This is a genomic window from Serratia sp. LACPHL-BACT-2024-00286, assembly GCF_043109535.1.
Lineage (GTDB): Bacteria > Pseudomonadota > Gammaproteobacteria > Enterobacterales > Enterobacteriaceae > Serratia > Serratia sarumanii.
The window spans coordinates 1-16,173 of record NZ_JBICNA010000012.1; the positions used below are offsets into that span (position 1 = coordinate 1).

Sequence of the window (16,173 nt, forward strand, 5' to 3'; positions counted from 1 at the left end):
AGCACCGTCAGGTAACCGCAAAAATCGACCAGCGGATCGGCATGCCGTTTGATTTCCAGGGCTTCCGCCGAACTCTGCTGCGCCTGGAGCAGTGCACGTGCATCATTCGGGTTGGTAAAGCGTTGCATCAGGTGACGCACAATCACGGCCAGCTCTTCGGTGATCTTCGCCAATAGCAACGGGTCGCGCTCTTCCGGGGCGATAGCCTCCGGGAACGGCAGTATCACCCGGCGGCGCGAGATGCCGCCACTGCGGTCGCTGAACTGCATCGGGTTGTTGTTCACCGCCAAAATCACCGCCGGAATGTGCGCCGCGTAGGCGTCGCGGTATTTCGGGTCGATGGCGACCGCATCGCCGCCGGTGATAGCCTTGATGCCTGCCCCGTCACCGCTCCATTTTTCCTGGTCGGGCAGGAGTATCAGCGAATAACCCACCACGCTGGCCCGCTCGCGCGCCGACTCCAGATTATCGATGGTGGCGGAGGTGGTGTTGTCACTACCTGCCAGCAGCCGGGCGATGGCGGCCATTACGCTCTTGCCGCTGCCGCCGGGGCCGGTCACTTCGAGGAACAGCTGCCAGTCATAGCGGTTGGCCAGCACCATAAAGAGCGCCGCGAGAATACGCTCCTGCTTGTCGTGACTCCCCCCGGCGGCCCGCGTCAGCCACTGCCAGAAGTGCGGTGCATGGTCGGCCAGGTTTTCCCCGGCGCGCGTCGGGGTGTAGTCCACGCTGTTGACGGTGCGCAGCCAGTGCTCTTGCCGGTGGGCGCTGAACTGCCCGCTGACGGTATCGAATACCCCGTTACGAAAACCTATCAACCGGCGGGCCGGGTCGCCCATCTGCGGCACCATCAGCTTGAGGGTGTCCAAAATGCTGTTGATACCGGCGGCGGAGAACGGCGCGCGTACCTTCTGGAACAGCGCGGCAATCTCCCGGCTCAGCTGCCGGTGCGGCAGCACCTGCCAGGCGCCACGCGTATAGCGGCACAGCTCTTCCCCCACCGGCGGCACCGCCAGGGTGTTGCCGTAATGCTCGGCCAGTAGCTCGGCTTTCTCGCTGGCGCTCATGGCTTTCAAATCGGCATCGCTCAGCGTGTCGAACGGGCTGGGCTGCGGCGGCTGGCTGAACGCCTGGAGCTGGGCGCGCGTGGGCTCAGCACCCTGCTGACAGTAGACGTCGTTCCAGTCGCCTTCCGTGGGCGGTAGTGCAGGGATACCGCCGGTGAGTGTGGCCGCCTCGGCGGCGCGTGCCTGCCCGGTGCCGCTGCGGTCATTATCGGCCGCCAGCAGCAACCGTGCATCCGGGTAATGGCTGCGCAGCTGCTCTGCCACCGCCGCCAGATTGTTGGCGCTGAGCGCCACGCACACCGTTTCGCCGGTCAGGCGATGCACGGTGAGGCCGGTGGCGTAGCCTTCGGTGAGCCAGATAACCGCGTTGTCCGGGCCGCAGAGGGTGTGGCAAGCGGCTTTCACCTGCCCGCCTGCCAGCATGCGCTTGTCCCCGCTGGCGTTAATCAGCTGCACGTTAACCACCTCGCCACCGGCATTGTGCAATGGCAGCAGCAGGTCGCCGGGCTGGAAGGTTATTCCGCCAACGCGCAGCGGCTGGCCGTGCAGGGTCAGGGTTTCTGCCTCCGGCCAGCCTTTGGCGCTCAGGTAGGCGTTGCCGGTCTGGGACTGCGCGGCAGCCACCAGAGCCTGTGCCTGTCGCGCGGCTTTGCGCTGGGCCTCGGCCTTGTCTTGTGGTGAATGACCGGCCTTAGCGGCCGGTGGTAAAGTGCTGGCATTATCCCCCATCACGGCAGCCACCTGTTCAGCGGCAGCCTTTGCTGACAGCGACAGGGCTTTTTCCACCAGGTTGAGGCCGTCACCGGCCCCGCACTGATTGCAGAACCAGGTACCGCGCCCGTCCTGGTTATCGAAACGGAAACGGTCTTTGCCGCCGCAGGTCGGGCACGGCTGCGGCTTGCCGTTCGGCTGCAAGGCAATGCCGAGGGCCGGGAGTATCACCGGCCAGTGGCCGGTGGCGGTGCGTACGGTCTGGGAAACGAAGTGGGCGCTCATGCTCTTCTCCTCAGTGTACGGTAGCGTGCTGTGCCGCCGACAGGCGCTCGCAGCACAGCTCGTCCATCATCTTTTGCCCCAGCGCGGTCAGGCGCGGTGCGGCCACCAGAACGTCCGGCTGCACCATGTCACTCAGCATGGTGCACGCCATGTCCATGCCGTCCTCTGCGCCGTACTGACGCACAAAATGCCCCTCCAGGCGCAGGGCAATCGTCATCTGCAGCTCGTCCAGCGTGTAACCCAGGCTCACCCGGTAAAAGGCGCAGGTATCCAGATAGGCCTGCGCCACGGCGCGACGGAAAACGGCGGTACGGACTTCAATCGGTAAACAGGATTGGGTGTTCATGCGGCGGTGGCCTCCAGGCGGGCAAGGATTTGGGTTTCACAGGTGTTGACGACGTGGCCGAGCTGGTCAGTCAGCAGGGCAATGACCGAGGCAAACGATGCCTGTTGCACGGCATCGGGGCGCTGTCCGCCGAGGTCGAGGGTGTCCAGCAGGTCGAGGAACAGCACGCCGGTGGCGTGCGCATGCTGAAGACGCAGAAAATCGGCGTGCGGGATAGGGTAATGGGTGTCGCGGTAATAGCGGTCGGCCAGCGTATTCATGCCACCGCCTTAACCGGCAGACGACCGGCAAAGGACAACACGTAATCACGGGCCAGCACGCGGCGGGCGTTGCGTTCGCTATCCGCCACGGTGCGCACGATACGCGGCGAAGCCGTCAGCGCAGAGCGGCGCACGGCCGCAAACAGAAAGCAGAATGTAGGATGAGTCGGGGTGAGGGTCGTAGCCATGGTGGCAGCCTCCATTGAGTCATGGTTATTGCTACCACCGAAGTTCCTACGCTTATGGGTGGTAGCCCAGACGGGGGTAGGAATACCGGCCTCAATGGATACCGGCCAGCCCGAAGGCTGCCCCGCCTGAGCCACCATTGTTTGATAGCCACAGTAGCATAGAAACCACTGTGCAAAAAATGATCGCACTAAGGCTGCGACATAAAAAAACACGCCTGGCGCGTGTTGTGTCGCCATTGAGTAACACGGGTTCCTACGCCCGGCTGCCGATTGTGCGGCAGCGGGAGGACTATAGCGCAGGGCCGGACGTGGGGGCAAGCCGTAAGACGCCCCCGGACGTTCAATCGATCGCATAGTGATCAACAGTCGGTAAGCGGGTCGTTGCAGGTATCGGCCGCCGCGCAGGTCAGCGGCACCGGCCCGGCACGGAACAGGCGCGGCTCAGCCTGGCGACTCGTCAGACGAATAACGCCGTGCTTTTCGCTGCGGTGCTCCGGCAAGACGACGCCAGGCTCTTTACGCTGCAACAGAATAGCTTCCGCCACAAACAGCGCGTCGCGCTCATCGAGGGTGAAATGCTGGCGACCCAAGGTTAATTGCATCATGCGGCAGCCTCCTGGTGACGGTTGGCGATACGTTCATCCATCCACTGCTCGACCTCGGAGGCCAGCCAGGCGACGTTTTTACCGCCGAGGGAGACCTGAGCCGGGAACTGCCGGCGGCTCATCATCTCGTACACGGTGGAGCGGGACAGGCCGGTGGTGTAGAGCACTTCCGGCAGGCGGATAAAGCGCTCGCGCGGGATGTAACTGCCAGGAATAACCGGCGACGGGGTTGATGGGGTGGGGGTGGGGGTGGAAACAGCCATCATAAAAACGCTACCTCTTTGTGTCCGGCCAACGCTGGCCGGGACTGTGTGAACTTCGGTAGCGCCCTATTATGTGAATATTTACCGGGGTAGCAACAAGGCGTTGTTGTGTGGTGGAACAGATTTTATGCTTGTTTTTCAATCAAGTGGACATATTGGCCTATATTGGCCTTTATTGACCGTTGTTGGCAAACCAGCCGAAAAGCCTGAGCGATGGATGGACGGTTGATTAATAGGGAAAAACCGCCAAACAGCGCTAGCCAGGGAAAAGGTCGTTTTGGGTCGGGTGAACAGTGGTGAACACCGGGTGAAGAGTTTACGGGAAACTGTTCACCCTCTTATCTACTGATTTATCTATATTTTTTCTTTAGGTGAACAGTAGTGAATAGTTTTAGGTAAAACTAAAAATGGCTTGATGGTTTTCTCATCAGTGCTCAAGGCTGTTGTCCTGGGGACAGTCCAACCGGGATGAATGTCGATGTTGTAAGGCGGTCAGCAGAATAGCTTCACATTGACTGACACCGGAGACACGACCATGAGCACCACCGCCTTACCGAAATACATCACCGATAAACTGCAAGCCCTGCGTGACGCCCGCGCCGCCCGCGACAAAAATTACCAGGCATTGACCGACGTCGTAACCGGCATTGCCCGCTGCCACCAACAGAAGAAAGACACCGAAGTGCAGAGCCAGGAGGCAGAAAGCCAGTGGCGCTCCCTGTTTCGCAAACTGCGCGGAGAAATGACGCCGGAACTGCAAGCGCAACACCACAGTCAGCTTTCCAAGCGGGAGCTGGCGAAAGAGTTCGACGGCCTGATTGAGGAGATGGAGCTGGACAAAATGCAGCTTCACCTCAACTGCGACGGCACGGCACCGAAGGTGGTGAGCGCGCACAAAGACGCCCTCACGACCTTTGCAGCTCACGCGATGCATCAGGCGGTGGATGCGCTGAGCAAGGCGCTTATCAGCCCTGACGTTATCAAGGCGTGTGCACTGGCTTCACGGGCTTACGGCGTCTATGCGGACAATCCGATGAAAATGATTGAGCAACAGGTACTGGGCACGCTACAAGGCCGCATTCGCGCTACCATGGCTACGCAAAATATCGACCACCCGGTGCTGAATGAGATTGGCCTGACGATACCGCAAGAAACCGGCGCATTGCCGGAACTGCAAAGCAGTCCTGCCAAGCGCATGCGGGCTATCTCAGAACTGAAGGAAAAACGTCAACGCTTGCAGCAGAAAGGGGCCAAATCATGATGCGCTGCCCGCTGTGCACTCATGCATCCTATACCCGCACCAGTCGCTATATCACGGAGCGGACGAAAGAGGCATATTACCAATGTCAGAGCCTGACCTGTTCTTGCACATTCAAGACGGTGGAAAGCGTCGATAAAATCCTGTGCCAGCCGATACAGGCGCAACCGGTCGATGAGAACGCCCTGCCACTGCCGGAGAAACGGACGTTGAACCGCTATCGCCGTTACAACAGCAATCCTACCCTGCACTAATCACACTCCGCCCCGCCGCTCTCGACAGCATCGCGGGGCATTCCTCTTTCGCCTCACCCAAAGCAGCCTTTTTCCTGGCTAGCCAGCCTAAAATTGCGCGTGCATGCATAGGGTGCATGATTTTGCATGCAAGAAAATGCACTTTTTATCCCCTGCCGCACCAGTACTGGCGCGGCCTGCGGCTGTTCATGCAACTGCATGAAAAGCGACACATGAAGTGCGCAGGCGAGGCGGGGGTAGTATTGCGCGCCAGCGGTAATATGCGTATTTAGTTTCGCGGCCTGAGTGCATCGTCACGCTTCACTAGTTCGCGGTAATGTCAGCGAGTGATACAGTAACGTTCAAGGGAGAGAAGTACTAATGGGGTGGTCAGATGAGGGTGAGCAAAGGATGGACGGCAGAGGAGCTCGGTCATTTAAACTTTCTAAGGTATAGCTTTTTAGCAAATCACCGATCTCCTTGGACATACCTTCACATCCGTCCTTCTACACTGTGGCGCCCAGAGTCCATCGATATTACTTGTTGATCGTGTCCTATAGGCTGTACTGTAACAACACTGCCTCACCACCTATTCGATAAAAGCATGTAAGGAGAACTGATGGAAGGGAAAAATTACACTTCTGAATATCTATTAATTTTCTCAGAAGAAAGAAAACTAATGCAAAATGAGGAAGATTTAATAAGAGGCCTTCAACTTAATCAAAACTTGAAGATTGAAAAGAAAGGTTCTAACAACACCATCACATTTCAGAATATTGAATTCACCCTAAACGTAAAAAAAATAAAATCCAAAAATGAAGCTTACCGTAGTTATGTCATTGACGTTTGCAATACAAATAAGGTTGCAGATGAGAAAGAAAAATTAGCAGTAAGAGACTTAAATAAAGAAATTATTGCTACAATTAGAGAACTACAACATTCACAGCTAAATACACTCAGAGATGACTTGGCAACCGAGTTTTCAATTGAGGGCTATAAACACATACATGAAATAGAAAATAAAATGAGGAAATTAATCACCATCTTTATGTCTACAAAAGTAGGCCTAGAATGGATTAAATCAAACATACCACAAGAAGTTATCGATTCAATAAAAAATAAAGATATAAAATCTGAAACTCAATCACTAAACACGTTCCTTTCAGAAACGGATTTCATTCAACTATCCAAATTCCTATTTGATAAATATAGCACAATCAAAACAGCCGATGTACATCGCATATTAAACAGCACAAAAAAAACCATTGACGTTGAGAAATTAATGGACTTCGTTCCTAAAAGCAACTGGCAGCGATATTTCTCCCCAGAGGTTTACTCGGAGAAGACCGATTCCAAAGAGCGAAACAAAAAAGAAGAAAAACTCATTGATGATTGGGAATCCTTGTATGACCTTAGAAATAAAGTTGCACACAATCGCTTTATTACCTACGAGGAAATGAAACAAATTATCAGTAAAAAAAATGACATCAATGAAGTCATCAATGAAGCATTTAATGCTATTGAGGAAATAGAGATAACTGAGCAACAAGAAGAAGAAATAAAGTCAGAATTAAAGACAACTATTCATGAGAAAACTGGCGAAAGTGTAGACATAAGTAAAAACGAAGACCCAGAAAATAAGCCTGTTGATAAAAAACTGATGACTGACGGTGAGCATCACATAAGAAAGCTAACAAGATATATGTATATGAACATACATGATTCATACAAAAAAGAACTAAGGAAATACAGAAGTAAATTAAACAAAGCGGTGGAAAATTACAAGTCATCACCTGACAACACCCTTACATATAATTTATTAGAACTTGAGTTAAATCGAGTCAAGGATTATTTAAAGACATTAGCCTCTGTTATTTAATGTCAAAAAAAGGGGCGCGACGCCCCTTTTTTTATGAAGGGAGCCAACCCTGCGTGACATTAAATCATTTGGCGAATTCATAAGGAGATACTAACTTAATTTTATTCTCATCAAGATAATCAGCCCACCACTGCACCATCAATCTACGCTCATCTAGATGCACAGAAGTATGAATATAAGCTGCTCGCACATTATTGCGTTCAGAGTGACTTAACTGGCGTTCTATCGCATCATCGCTCCATAACCCCGATTCACCTAAAGCTCCGCGCGCCATCGTCCTAAAACCATGCCCACAGACTTCCGTTTTGGTGTCGTATCCCATCGCGCGTAGAGCATTATTCACCGTGTTTTCGCTCATGACTTTATCGGGGTCATGATCGCCGGGGAACAACCGCTTGTTTTCTCCGCTTAAAGTCTTCAGCTTCTCCAATAAAACCAACGCTTGGCGGCTTAGCGGGACGATATGCTCTTCTTTCATCTTCATGCCACGGTGTGAGTAGCGCACACCTTTGATTTCTTCACGTTGCGCCGGTATTCGCCAGCACGCTTTATCAAAATCGAACTCATCCCAGCGGGCGAAACGCAGCTCGCTAGAACGCACAAAGGTGAGTAAAGAAAGCTCTACGGCGATGCGTGTCATGAGACGTCCCCGATAAGCGGCAAGCCGTGCGAGGAACTCGGGGAAACGATGTGGCGGCAATGCTGGGTAGTGCCGGGCTTTAGTCGTTGCCAATGCCCCGGCCATGTCGCTGGCAGGATTAGAATCAATATAATCGTTCTGAACAGCATAACGCATGATGGCCGTAACGCGCTGTTGCAGTCTCTGCGCCACGTCGTGCTTACCGCTGGCATCAACGGCCTTAATCGGTGCTAAGAGATGGCTGGTTTTAAGACCACGAATATCAGCTGCACCAATGTGAGGAAAAATATACAGTTCCAAATAACGAAGCACTCTCGTCCGGTGATCTTCACTCCAGCGTTTGTTGTTGGCATGCCATTCTCGGGCAATGGTCTCGAACGTGTATGCGCCCGCAGTTTCAGCTTGAGCTTCCCGTTCCTCTGCTTTTGGATCTAATCCTTGTACCAACAACTTTTTGGCTTCGTCTCTTTTGCTACGAGCCTCAGCAAGGCTGACCGTCGGCCAAACACCGAAAGCAAGCCGATCTTCTTTTTTATCGTTAGGGCGGCGGTACTTCATTCGCCAATACTTGGAACCTTTCGTCGTAACCTCGAGATACAAACCGCCACCATCGGCCATTTTGTAGGTTTTCTCTTTGGGCTTTGCGGTCTCGACCTGGCGGGCGTTTAGCTTCATTTTGGGGGCACATTTTCTATCGAAGTGGAGATGCCCCCAATTATGCCCCCAGTGCCCCCTGGATTTCAACGGACGGTCTCGGACAACGGCGGACGCCAGAAAGGCTACTCTTATTGATTTTAAAGGATTTTTTGGACTTCGTCGGACGACTACGGAAGGGGGAATGGTGCCGAAGGCCGGACTCGAACCGGCACGTATCTCTACGGTTGATTTTGAATCAACTGCGTCTACCGATTTCGCCACTTCGGCACTGAAGTAGTATGCGGAAAACGGGTGCATTATACCTTCCCGCGATCGTCACGCAACACTTATCCGTTGTTCAATGAGTTAAGTGTCGAAAAAAGCGCCGCAGCGCATGTTTACCGGCCCTTCCTCGCCGCTTTCCCGCCCCGCCCGCTTCACAAACCTTGTGGCGCGTCACATTAATTATCACAACATGGTGTTGCACGAAAAAACGCCGAGAAAACCCAATAATAAGCAATTAATCATAAAGTTAAATAACAAAACCGCCCCAAGCCCCACGCCGGCATTTGTGATAACTGTCGCTTACTTGTTAATCGCGATGGTTGAAGATGTTCCTCCATAACAAAAAATAACAGCTTCGCGGCGCCCCTGCCGCCGCCGGGGCCACAGGAGCGAACATGATCCCGTCTGAACGCCGCGATTACATCTATCGCTATGTGCATGAATATCAGCTGGCGAGCATCAGCGCGCTGTCGGAGCTGATGAGCGTCTCCCACATGACGGTGCGGCGCGATATCCGCGTGCTGGAAGAGCAAGGCAAGGTGGTCAGCGTCAGCGGCGGCGTACGCCTGAGCGAGGCGCTGCGCCAGGAGCTGGCCTATTGCGAGAAGGCGCAGCTGCACCATCGCCACAAGCGCGAGATCGGCAAATACGCCGCCGGCTTGGTGGAAGACGGCCAGGTGGTCTATCTGGACGCCGGCACCACCACCTTCGAGATCGCCCGCAGCCTGGCGGAGCGTTTCAATCTGACGGTCGTCACCAACGATTTTTCCATCATCCAGCACCTGATGAATCGCCCGCAGCTCAGCCTGTTCCACACCGGCGGCCAGGTGGATCAGCGCAACTACTCCTGCGTCGGCAACAGCGCCGCCATGCTGTTGCGCAGCCTGAATATCGACGTGGCTTTCATCAGCACCAGCTCGTGGGATCTGGAGCACGGCCTCTCCACGCCGCACGAGGAGAAGGTGCTGGTCAAGCAGGCGCTGCTGGAGGTCGCCCGCCGCCGGGTGCTGGTCTCCGACAGCAGCAAGTACGGCAAATACGGCATGTTCCGCGTCTGTCCGCTGGAGGCGCTGAGCGACATCATCTGCGACGCCGCGCTGCCGCCGGAGGCGCAGCAGCTGCTGCGCGAGCGCGGTCTGCAACTGCACAACGTCCAACTCTGATAACAACAACGCTAGGGAAAGGAGCACCATATGAATATCGTCATCACCGGCGGCGCCGGTTTTCTCGGCCAGCGGCTGGCGAAAGCGCTGCTGCACGGCAGCTGCCCGCTGGCCTTCGACACGCTGATCCTGGTGGACATCACCCCGCCGCCCGCCCCGCTGCCGGATGCGCGCCTGCAGTGTCTGGCGCTCGATCTGTCGCAGCCCGGCGCGGCGGAGCGGCTGATCGACGCCGACTGCGGCGTGCTGTTCCACCTGGCGGCCATCGTCAGCAGCCATGCGGAGAGCGATTTCGATCTCGGCATGCAGGTCAATTTCGACGCCACCCGCCAACTGCTGGAAGCGGCGCGCCACCGGGCGCCGGGCATGAAGTTCATTTTCACCAGTTCGCTGGCGGTGTTCGGCGGCGAGCTGCCGCCGGTGATCGACGATCGCTGTGCGGTCACCCCGCAATCCTCCTACGGCGCGCAGAAGGCGATGTGCGAGCTGCTGATCAACGACTATGCGCGCAAAGGCTTCGTCGATGGCCGCGTGCTGCGCCTGCCCACCATCAGCGTGCGGCCGGGCAAGCCGAACAAGGCGGCCTCGTCGTTCGCCAGCGGCATCATCCGCGAACCGCTGCACGGCGAGCAGGCGGTGTGCCCGGTAGACGCCGAGCTGGCGCTGTGGCTCTCCAGCCCGGCCGCGGTGGTGAGCAACTTCATCCACGCCGCCACGCTGCCCGCTTCGGCGTTCGGCGCGCTGCGCACGCTCAACCTGCCCGGCGTCAGCGTGCGCGTGCGGGAGATGCTCGAAGCGCTGCGCGCGGTGGCCGGTGACGCCGTCGCCGCGCGGGTGCGATTCGAGCCGGACGCCGCCATCAACCGCATCGTCGCCGGCTGGCCGGGCAAGTTCGACACCCGGCGGGCGCAGCAGCTGGGCTTTATCGCCGATGAAAGCTTCGAGCAGGCGATCCGCGCCTTTATCCGCGACGACATGCCGCAAGGCGGGGGCTGATCATGGCGATGTATACCCCAATCATCGGGCTGGCGGTAGCGGTGTTTGCGCTGATTTTCCTGGTGCTGCGCACCCGCGTGCATGCGCTGATCGCCATGCTGATCGCCGCCTCCATCGCCGGCATTACCGGCGGCATGGGTGCCACGCAAACCGTCGACGCCATCACCAAGGGCTTCGGCTCCACGCTCGGCAGCATCGGCATCGTCATCGGGCTGGGGGTGATGATGGGCCGGGTGCTGGAGGTCTCCGGCGCCGCCGAGCAGATCGCTTACAGCTTTATCAAGTGGCTGGGCAAAAGGCGCGAGGAGTGGGCGCTGGCCATCACCGGCTATATCGTCAGCATCCCGATCTTCGTCGATTCGGCGTTCGTCATCCTTTATCCGCTGGTCAAGGCGCTGGCGAAAAAGGGCAAGCGCAACCTGCTGACGCTCGGCGTCGCGCTGGCCGGCGGGCTGATCCTCACCCACCACGCGGTGCCGCCGACGCCGGGGCCGCTGGGCGTTGCGGGCATCTTCGGCGTGGATATCGGCGCCATGATGCTGGCCGGGCTGGTGCTGGCCATTCCCTGCGTGATCGGCATCGTGCTGTATGCGCGCTGGCTGGGCGCGCGCTACCCGGACTTTATGCCGCAGGAAGAGGAAGCGCCGCAGGATCTGCGCGCCGCGCATCAGCAGTATCTGGCGGAGAAAGAGGGCAAGGCGCTGCCGAGCCTGATGTTGTCGCTGCTGCCGATTCTGACGCCGATCGGGCTGATCTTCGTCAACGCGGTCAACAATATGCTGGCCAAGCGCGAGGGCATGGGCTGGCTGGCGGAGAGCCTGTGGGGCCAAAGCTTCGCGTTTCTCGGCTCGCCGATGATCGCGCTGGCGATCAGCGTGCTGCTGGCGGTGTACACCCTGATGCCGCACGCCAATAAGCACGACACGCTGGAGCGGCTGGAAGAAGGCCTGCAGACCGCCGGCATCATCCTGCTGGTCACCGGCGCCGGCGGCGCGCTGGGGGCGGTGCTGCGCGAGAGCGGCGCCGGCACGCAACTGGCGGAGCAGGTTGCCGGGCTGCCGATCTCGCCGGTGCTGATCCCGTTCGTCATCGCCACGCTGGTGCGAGTGATACAGGGATCCGGCACGGTGGCGATGATCACCGCCGCCTCGATCTCGGCGCCGATCGTCAGCCTGCTGCCCGGCGTCAATATGCTGGCGGCGGCGCAGGCGGCCACCCTGGGCGCGCTGTTCTTCAGCTACTTCAACGACAGCATGTTCTGGGTGGTCAACCGCATGATGGGCATCAAGGACGTGCGCCAGCAGATGATGGTGTGGTCGGTGCCCACCACTATCGCCTGGGCCATCAGCCTGTGCGGCGTGGTATTGCTGGACTGGCTGCTGTAACGCTTCCCCCCAACGTCAACCCCAGGGCGCGATCTGTTAGATCGCGCCCCAAACGTATTCTTTCGCCCCCCCATTCGACTCTTCTCAACCAATGCAGCCAGCAAAAAATAATCCCCAGCCGCAATGGCAATGCTGCAAATAATTGCATATCCATGTGTCAGCCAATAAAGAATGAGGTTGCGTAACATTCCGAGAACACTATTTTTTCATTGGTAAAAATCAGGCGGGAAATAAATACGTGGAATAACGCCATTAAGAAAGAGACGTTATTTTTAGCTGGATGGGGTTCTATCGAAAATCACCACAAAATAGCGTACATACGTAACGAAATAGCCACTCAAGGCGTAAAAACCAGCAGAGAACACTTGCCTCCGCAGAGTTAATAGCTTTAAGATGATGTAAGAAAATTTTCCCTGGTGTTGGCCAATATTGGCAACCTGGCCCTACGCGGTCAGGTTTTTTTTTGTATTTTTTATCAAAACATTACCGGGGAAGTGTATCGTCTTGAGAGGTGAGAAACCAGTTAGACTAAAGTACAGTCCCTTACTAGACCTTTATCAGTTCATGCAGGTTATTATTTCATATCGCAGAGTTCGGGGCAGGTACTCTATATTACGTCCTCAACGTGAGCCGACACGCGACCAAATCAATACCGATTGACGCCCATCATTTCTTGAATCGAAAAACGCTGTTCGCCAGCCGATATTTTCTCCCTTCAGACGTATCCCGGCTGATGATTTATGCGCAGCCGTGCCTCCGTATTCCACGGGTACGCTAGCCTGTCACTCCACCGGTTTAATCAACCGAAGCTCCATCCCCAGGCGCACGGCATGTCGGGCATTCGTTACCCCCAACTTTTTGACGACGTTGGACATATGAAACTTGATGGTGCCGGTTTTTATGCCCAGGATCATCGCCGTTTCCTGGTAGGTTTTACCCACGCTGGCCCAATAAAGGATCTCGTTTTCTCTGTCGGTGAAGCGGGCATTTCTTTCCAGGGCTACGGCGTTTTTTTCTGAAAGTGGGGATAGTGCCAGGTACGACTCATGGATTGAGGCCAGCAATACCGAGATTTCACCTTTACGATCGGTGAGCGCCTGGATGGCTTCCGCTCTCTGCTCAACGTTGAAGGCAAAGGAAAGCGTGACGAGATTGTCGTTGTAATCGTGCAGCACGAAGGTATAGCCGTGCGTTACGCCAAACTCGCGGGCCTGTTCGAACAACTCGGGAAAGTGAAGCCCTGCGTCGGCCATGATTTGCTCGTCCCAGGCGAACGGAGTCAGGCGGTTGCGGGCGGTAAGCACCACCGGATCAATATACTGCAACCCCTGCTCTTGATACTTTTTTACCCATTCACTCGGGTAGTTGGTGACGCCAAAGATGCAGGCAATGTCTTTTTTGGATAACACCACATACGCCCACAGGAGATCGCCCAACTCTCCCAACGCCGCTTCCAGTCGCTTGCCGATGATATTGCTGAGATTGTATTCGTCTTCCATTGGCTGCGTGCTCCCTCTGCCTGCATTGCCGCTGAAGTGACTATAACACGACAAAAACCACAGGCGGGGGCATGCCGCACCAACAAAAAAGGCGCGGCCCCGCGGCCACGCCTTTCTTCACTACCGATCACCCCGCTACTTGCGTTTGAGCAGCATATACACGCTGATCAGCAGGAACAGCATGCTCGGCAGCAGCGCGCCCAGCACCGGCGGCATGCTGTACACCAGGCTCAGCGGGCCGAAGATCTGATCCAGCACGTAGAACAGGAAGCCGAAGCTGATGCCGGTCACCACGCGGATACCCATCGGCACGCTGCGCAGCGGGCCGAAGATGAACGACAGCGCCATCAGCATCATCACCGCCACCGACAGCGGCGAGAAGATTTTGCTCCACATGTTGAGCTGGTAACGGCTGGCCTCCTGGCCGCTCTGCTTCAGGTACTTCACGTAGTTGTGCAGCCCGCTGATGGAGAGCGAATCCGGATCCAGCGCCACCACGCCCAGCTTGTCCGGGGTCAGGTTGGTTTTCCATTCGCCGGTCAGCGTCTGGGTGCCGGTCACCTGTTTCGGGTCGGTCAGATCCGAGGTATCCACCTGCGAAAGCTGCCACACCCCGTTCTCGAAGCTGGCGGTGGCGGCATAGCGCACCGTCTCCAGGCGACGCTGATCGTTGAAGTGGTAGATGTTCACGCCGGAGAGTTCTTTGTCGCCGGAGACGCGCTCGATGTAGATGAAGTCGTTGCCGTCCTTCGCCCACAGCCCGCTCTTAGTGGAGAGCAGCGAGCCGCCGTACATCTGCTGGGCGCGGTAGTTGCGCGCCATCTGCTCGCCCTGCGGCGCCACCCACTCGCCGATCGCCATGGTCAGCAGCACCAGCGGAATGGCGGTTTTCATCACCGAGCCGGCGATCTGCAGGCGGGTGAAGCCGGAAGCCTGCATCACCACCAGTTCGCTGCGCGTCGCCAGTTGGCCCAGGCCGAGCAGCGCGCCGAGCAGCGCCGCCATCGGGAAGAAGATCTCGATGTCTTTCGGCACGCTCAGCAGGGTGTACATGCCGGCGCTCAACGCGGTGTATTCGCCCTGGCCGACCTTGCGCAGCTGATCGACGAACTTGATGATGCCGGACAGCGACACCAGCATGAACAGCGTCATGATGATGGTGTTGAAAATCGTTTTACCGATATACCGGTCTAATACGCCAAACATCAGGCCGCTCCTCTCAGGCGTGCGCGCAGCTTGCGCATCGGCACGGTATCCCACAGGTTCAGTGCCAGCGCGATCGCGAAGTAAACGCCGTTAACCAGCCACAGCCACAGCATCGGATCCAGCTTGCCCTTGCCGGCGTTGGAGCGCAGCGAGGTCTGCAGCAGGAAGAAGATCAGATACAGCAGGATGGCCGGCAGCATGCTCAGCACGCGGCCCTGGCGCGGGTTCACCACGCTGAGCGGCACCACCAGCAGCGCCATCAGCGCCACCGACACCACCAGCGTCAGGCGCCAGTGGAACTCGGCGCGCGCGTCCGGATCGTCGGACTCCCACAGCGTCTGCATCGACATCTGTTCGGATTCGGTGTTGTCCGCCGCCACGGTACGGTGGCCAATCACCGCCTTGTAGTCGTTGAAGTCGGTAATGCGGAAGTCGCGCAGCAGCGCGGTGCCTTCAAAGCGGGTGCCCTTGTCGAGCGTCACCACCTGCGAGCCGTCTTTCTGCTGCACGATGTTGCCGTGCTCGGCCACCACCACCGACGGGCGTTGGTTGCCGTTCGGCCGCAGTTGCGCCAGGAACACGTCGTTGAAGGTGCTGCCCTTCACGTTGCCGATAAACAGCACCGCGTTGCCGTCCTGCGAGGGTTTGAACTGCCCTTCCGCCAGCCCGGCGATGCTCGGGTTGGCCTTGGCTTCGTTCACCACCACGTCCTGATAGCGCGAAGCCCAGGGGCCGGCCCAAAACACGTTCACCGCCGCGACCGCAGAGGTGAACAGCGCCAGGATCATGGCGGCGATAATCAGGGTGCGTTTGCCCAGCCCGCAGGCGTGCATAACGGTGATTTCGCTCTCGGTATACAACCGCCCAAGCGTCATCAGCAAGCCGAGAAACAGGCTCAACGGCAGGATGAGCTGCGCCATTTTTGGCACGCCCAGCGCCAGCAGGGAGAGGACTAAGTTTGTCGGGATATTGCCGTCCACCGCATCGCCCAACACCCTGACCAGGTTCTGACAAAAGAAGATCAGAAGCAGGATGAACAGGATGGCGATTTGGCTCTTGAGCGTTTCCCGTACCAGATATCTTATGATGATCACGCTTATTACGCCTGTGAAAACTTGTCTTTTTGCAGGAAAATCGATAATTTCATCGCTAATCCGCCATTTATTCTCATCATATGGCAACCTTCACAGCTAAAATAGTATTACAACATCAAGCCGTTTGGGTGTCCTATAGGAACTTGCTTATAGTCGCCAAAACAGAGCAATTTA

Annotated in this window: 17 protein-coding genes and 1 tRNA gene; 7 read left to right on the top strand and 11 right to left on the bottom strand. The window is 56.8% G+C overall.

Annotated features, from left to right (window positions below):
- From ACF8MC_RS24005 to ACF8MC_RS24030, 6 genes are all read right to left on the bottom strand, one after another.
- Positions 1-2,063 (bottom strand): primase-helicase zinc-binding domain-containing protein (locus ACF8MC_RS24005; RefSeq protein ID WP_314237710.1); only part of this gene is annotated, 2,063 nt, incomplete at its 3' end.
- Positions 2,064-2,073: 10 nt separating this feature from the next.
- Positions 2,074-2,409: a DUF5375 family protein gene (locus tag ACF8MC_RS24010; RefSeq protein ID WP_086556834.1), complete on the bottom strand. Its 336-nt coding sequence runs from the start codon at positions 2,407-2,409 to the stop codon at positions 2,074-2,076.
- On the bottom strand, positions 2,406-2,669 hold the full coding sequence (locus ACF8MC_RS24015) for a hypothetical protein (RefSeq protein ID WP_314237713.1): 264 nt from the start codon (positions 2,667-2,669) through the stop codon (positions 2,406-2,408). Before ACF8MC_RS24015 ends, ACF8MC_RS24010 begins: the two co-directional genes overlap by 4 nt.
- A complete protein-coding gene (locus tag ACF8MC_RS24020; RefSeq protein WP_131164136.1) occupies positions 2,666-3,211 on the bottom strand; it encodes a host cell division inhibitor Icd-like protein in 546 nt (181 codons plus the stop codon). Before ACF8MC_RS24020 ends, ACF8MC_RS24015 begins: the two co-directional genes overlap by 4 nt.
- 5 nt (positions 3,212-3,216) lie before the next feature.
- A complete protein-coding gene (locus ACF8MC_RS24025; protein ID WP_131164137.1) occupies positions 3,217-3,462 on the bottom strand; it encodes a hypothetical protein in 246 nt (81 codons plus the stop codon).
- Entirely contained in the window at positions 3,459-3,728 is a 270-nt protein-coding gene (locus ACF8MC_RS24030) for a helix-turn-helix transcriptional regulator (protein WP_392424200.1), read from the bottom strand. The genes ACF8MC_RS24025 and ACF8MC_RS24030 overlap by 4 nt, the downstream gene beginning before the upstream one ends.
- Before the next feature lie 532 nt (positions 3,729-4,260).
- On the opposite strand from ACF8MC_RS24030, the gene ACF8MC_RS24035 reads away from it, so the two are divergent.
- From ACF8MC_RS24035 to ACF8MC_RS24045, 3 genes are all read left to right on the top strand, one after another.
- The gene (locus tag ACF8MC_RS24035) at positions 4,261-4,986 is read left to right on the top strand and encodes an NAD-dependent aldehyde dehydrogenase (RefSeq protein WP_131164139.1); all 726 of its coding nucleotides are present in this window, start codon (positions 4,261-4,263) and stop codon (positions 4,984-4,986) included.
- Positions 4,983-5,237, top strand: coding sequence for an ogr/Delta-like zinc finger family protein (locus ACF8MC_RS24040; RefSeq protein WP_033639589.1), 255 nt, complete (start codon positions 4,983-4,985; stop codon positions 5,235-5,237). Before ACF8MC_RS24035 ends, ACF8MC_RS24040 begins: the two co-directional genes overlap by 4 nt.
- A 598-nt stretch (positions 5,238-5,835) precedes the next feature.
- Positions 5,836-7,095: a HEPN domain-containing protein gene (locus tag ACF8MC_RS24045; RefSeq protein ID WP_047729177.1), complete on the top strand. Its 1,260-nt coding sequence runs from the start codon at positions 5,836-5,838 to the stop codon at positions 7,093-7,095.
- Between the two features lie 64 nt (positions 7,096-7,159).
- On the opposite strand, the gene ACF8MC_RS24050 is transcribed toward ACF8MC_RS24045, so the two are convergent.
- Together ACF8MC_RS24050 and ACF8MC_RS24055 are read right to left on the bottom strand one after the other, a co-directional pair.
- Positions 7,160-8,410, bottom strand: a complete 1,251-nt coding sequence (locus tag ACF8MC_RS24050; protein ID WP_047729179.1) for an integrase arm-type DNA-binding domain-containing protein — start codon at positions 8,408-8,410, stop codon at positions 7,160-7,162.
- A 164-nt stretch (positions 8,411-8,574) separates the two neighbouring features.
- Positions 8,575-8,659, bottom strand: a tRNA-Leu gene (locus ACF8MC_RS24055).
- Between the two features lie 82 nt (positions 8,660-8,741).
- Between ACF8MC_RS24055 and ACF8MC_RS24060 the strand changes: the two genes are divergently transcribed.
- From ACF8MC_RS24060 to ACF8MC_RS24075, 4 genes are read left to right on the top strand one after another with little or no spacing between them, the layout of a single operon-like run.
- On the top strand, positions 8,742-8,996 hold the full coding sequence (locus ACF8MC_RS24060) for a hypothetical protein (protein WP_133160070.1): 255 nt from the start codon (positions 8,742-8,744) through the stop codon (positions 8,994-8,996).
- Positions 8,997-9,051: 55 nt separating this feature from the next.
- Entirely contained in the window at positions 9,052-9,819 is a 768-nt protein-coding gene (locus ACF8MC_RS24065; RefSeq protein ID WP_033636886.1) for a DeoR/GlpR family DNA-binding transcription regulator, read from the top strand.
- 30 nt (positions 9,820-9,849) lie between these two features.
- Entirely contained in the window at positions 9,850-10,815 is a 966-nt protein-coding gene (gene denD / locus ACF8MC_RS24070) for a D-erythronate dehydrogenase (protein WP_164105414.1), read from the top strand.
- Entirely contained in the window at positions 10,815-12,200 is a 1,386-nt protein-coding gene (locus ACF8MC_RS24075; protein ID WP_074027173.1) for a GntP family permease, read from the top strand. Before denD ends, ACF8MC_RS24075 begins: the two co-directional genes overlap by 1 nt.
- 782 nt (positions 12,201-12,982) lie before the next feature.
- Here the strand turns inward: ACF8MC_RS24075 and ACF8MC_RS24080 are convergent.
- The 3 genes from ACF8MC_RS24080 to lptF all read right to left on the bottom strand — a co-directional run bounded on the left by ACF8MC_RS24080 (position 12,983) and on the right by lptF (position 15,999).
- On the bottom strand, positions 12,983-13,699 hold the full coding sequence (locus tag ACF8MC_RS24080; RefSeq protein ID WP_049211804.1) for a LuxR family transcriptional regulator: 717 nt from the start codon (positions 13,697-13,699) through the stop codon (positions 12,983-12,985).
- Between the two features lie 135 nt (positions 13,700-13,834).
- On the bottom strand, positions 13,835-14,905 hold the full coding sequence (lptG, locus tag ACF8MC_RS24085; protein ID WP_033636876.1) for an LPS export ABC transporter permease LptG: 1,071 nt from the start codon (positions 14,903-14,905) through the stop codon (positions 13,835-13,837).
- The gene (lptF, locus tag ACF8MC_RS24090; protein WP_033652791.1) at positions 14,905-15,999 is read right to left on the bottom strand and encodes an LPS export ABC transporter permease LptF; all 1,095 of its coding nucleotides are present in this window, start codon (positions 15,997-15,999) and stop codon (positions 14,905-14,907) included. Before lptF ends, lptG begins: the two co-directional genes overlap by 1 nt.
- Between the last annotated feature and the right edge of the window lie 174 nt (positions 16,000-16,173).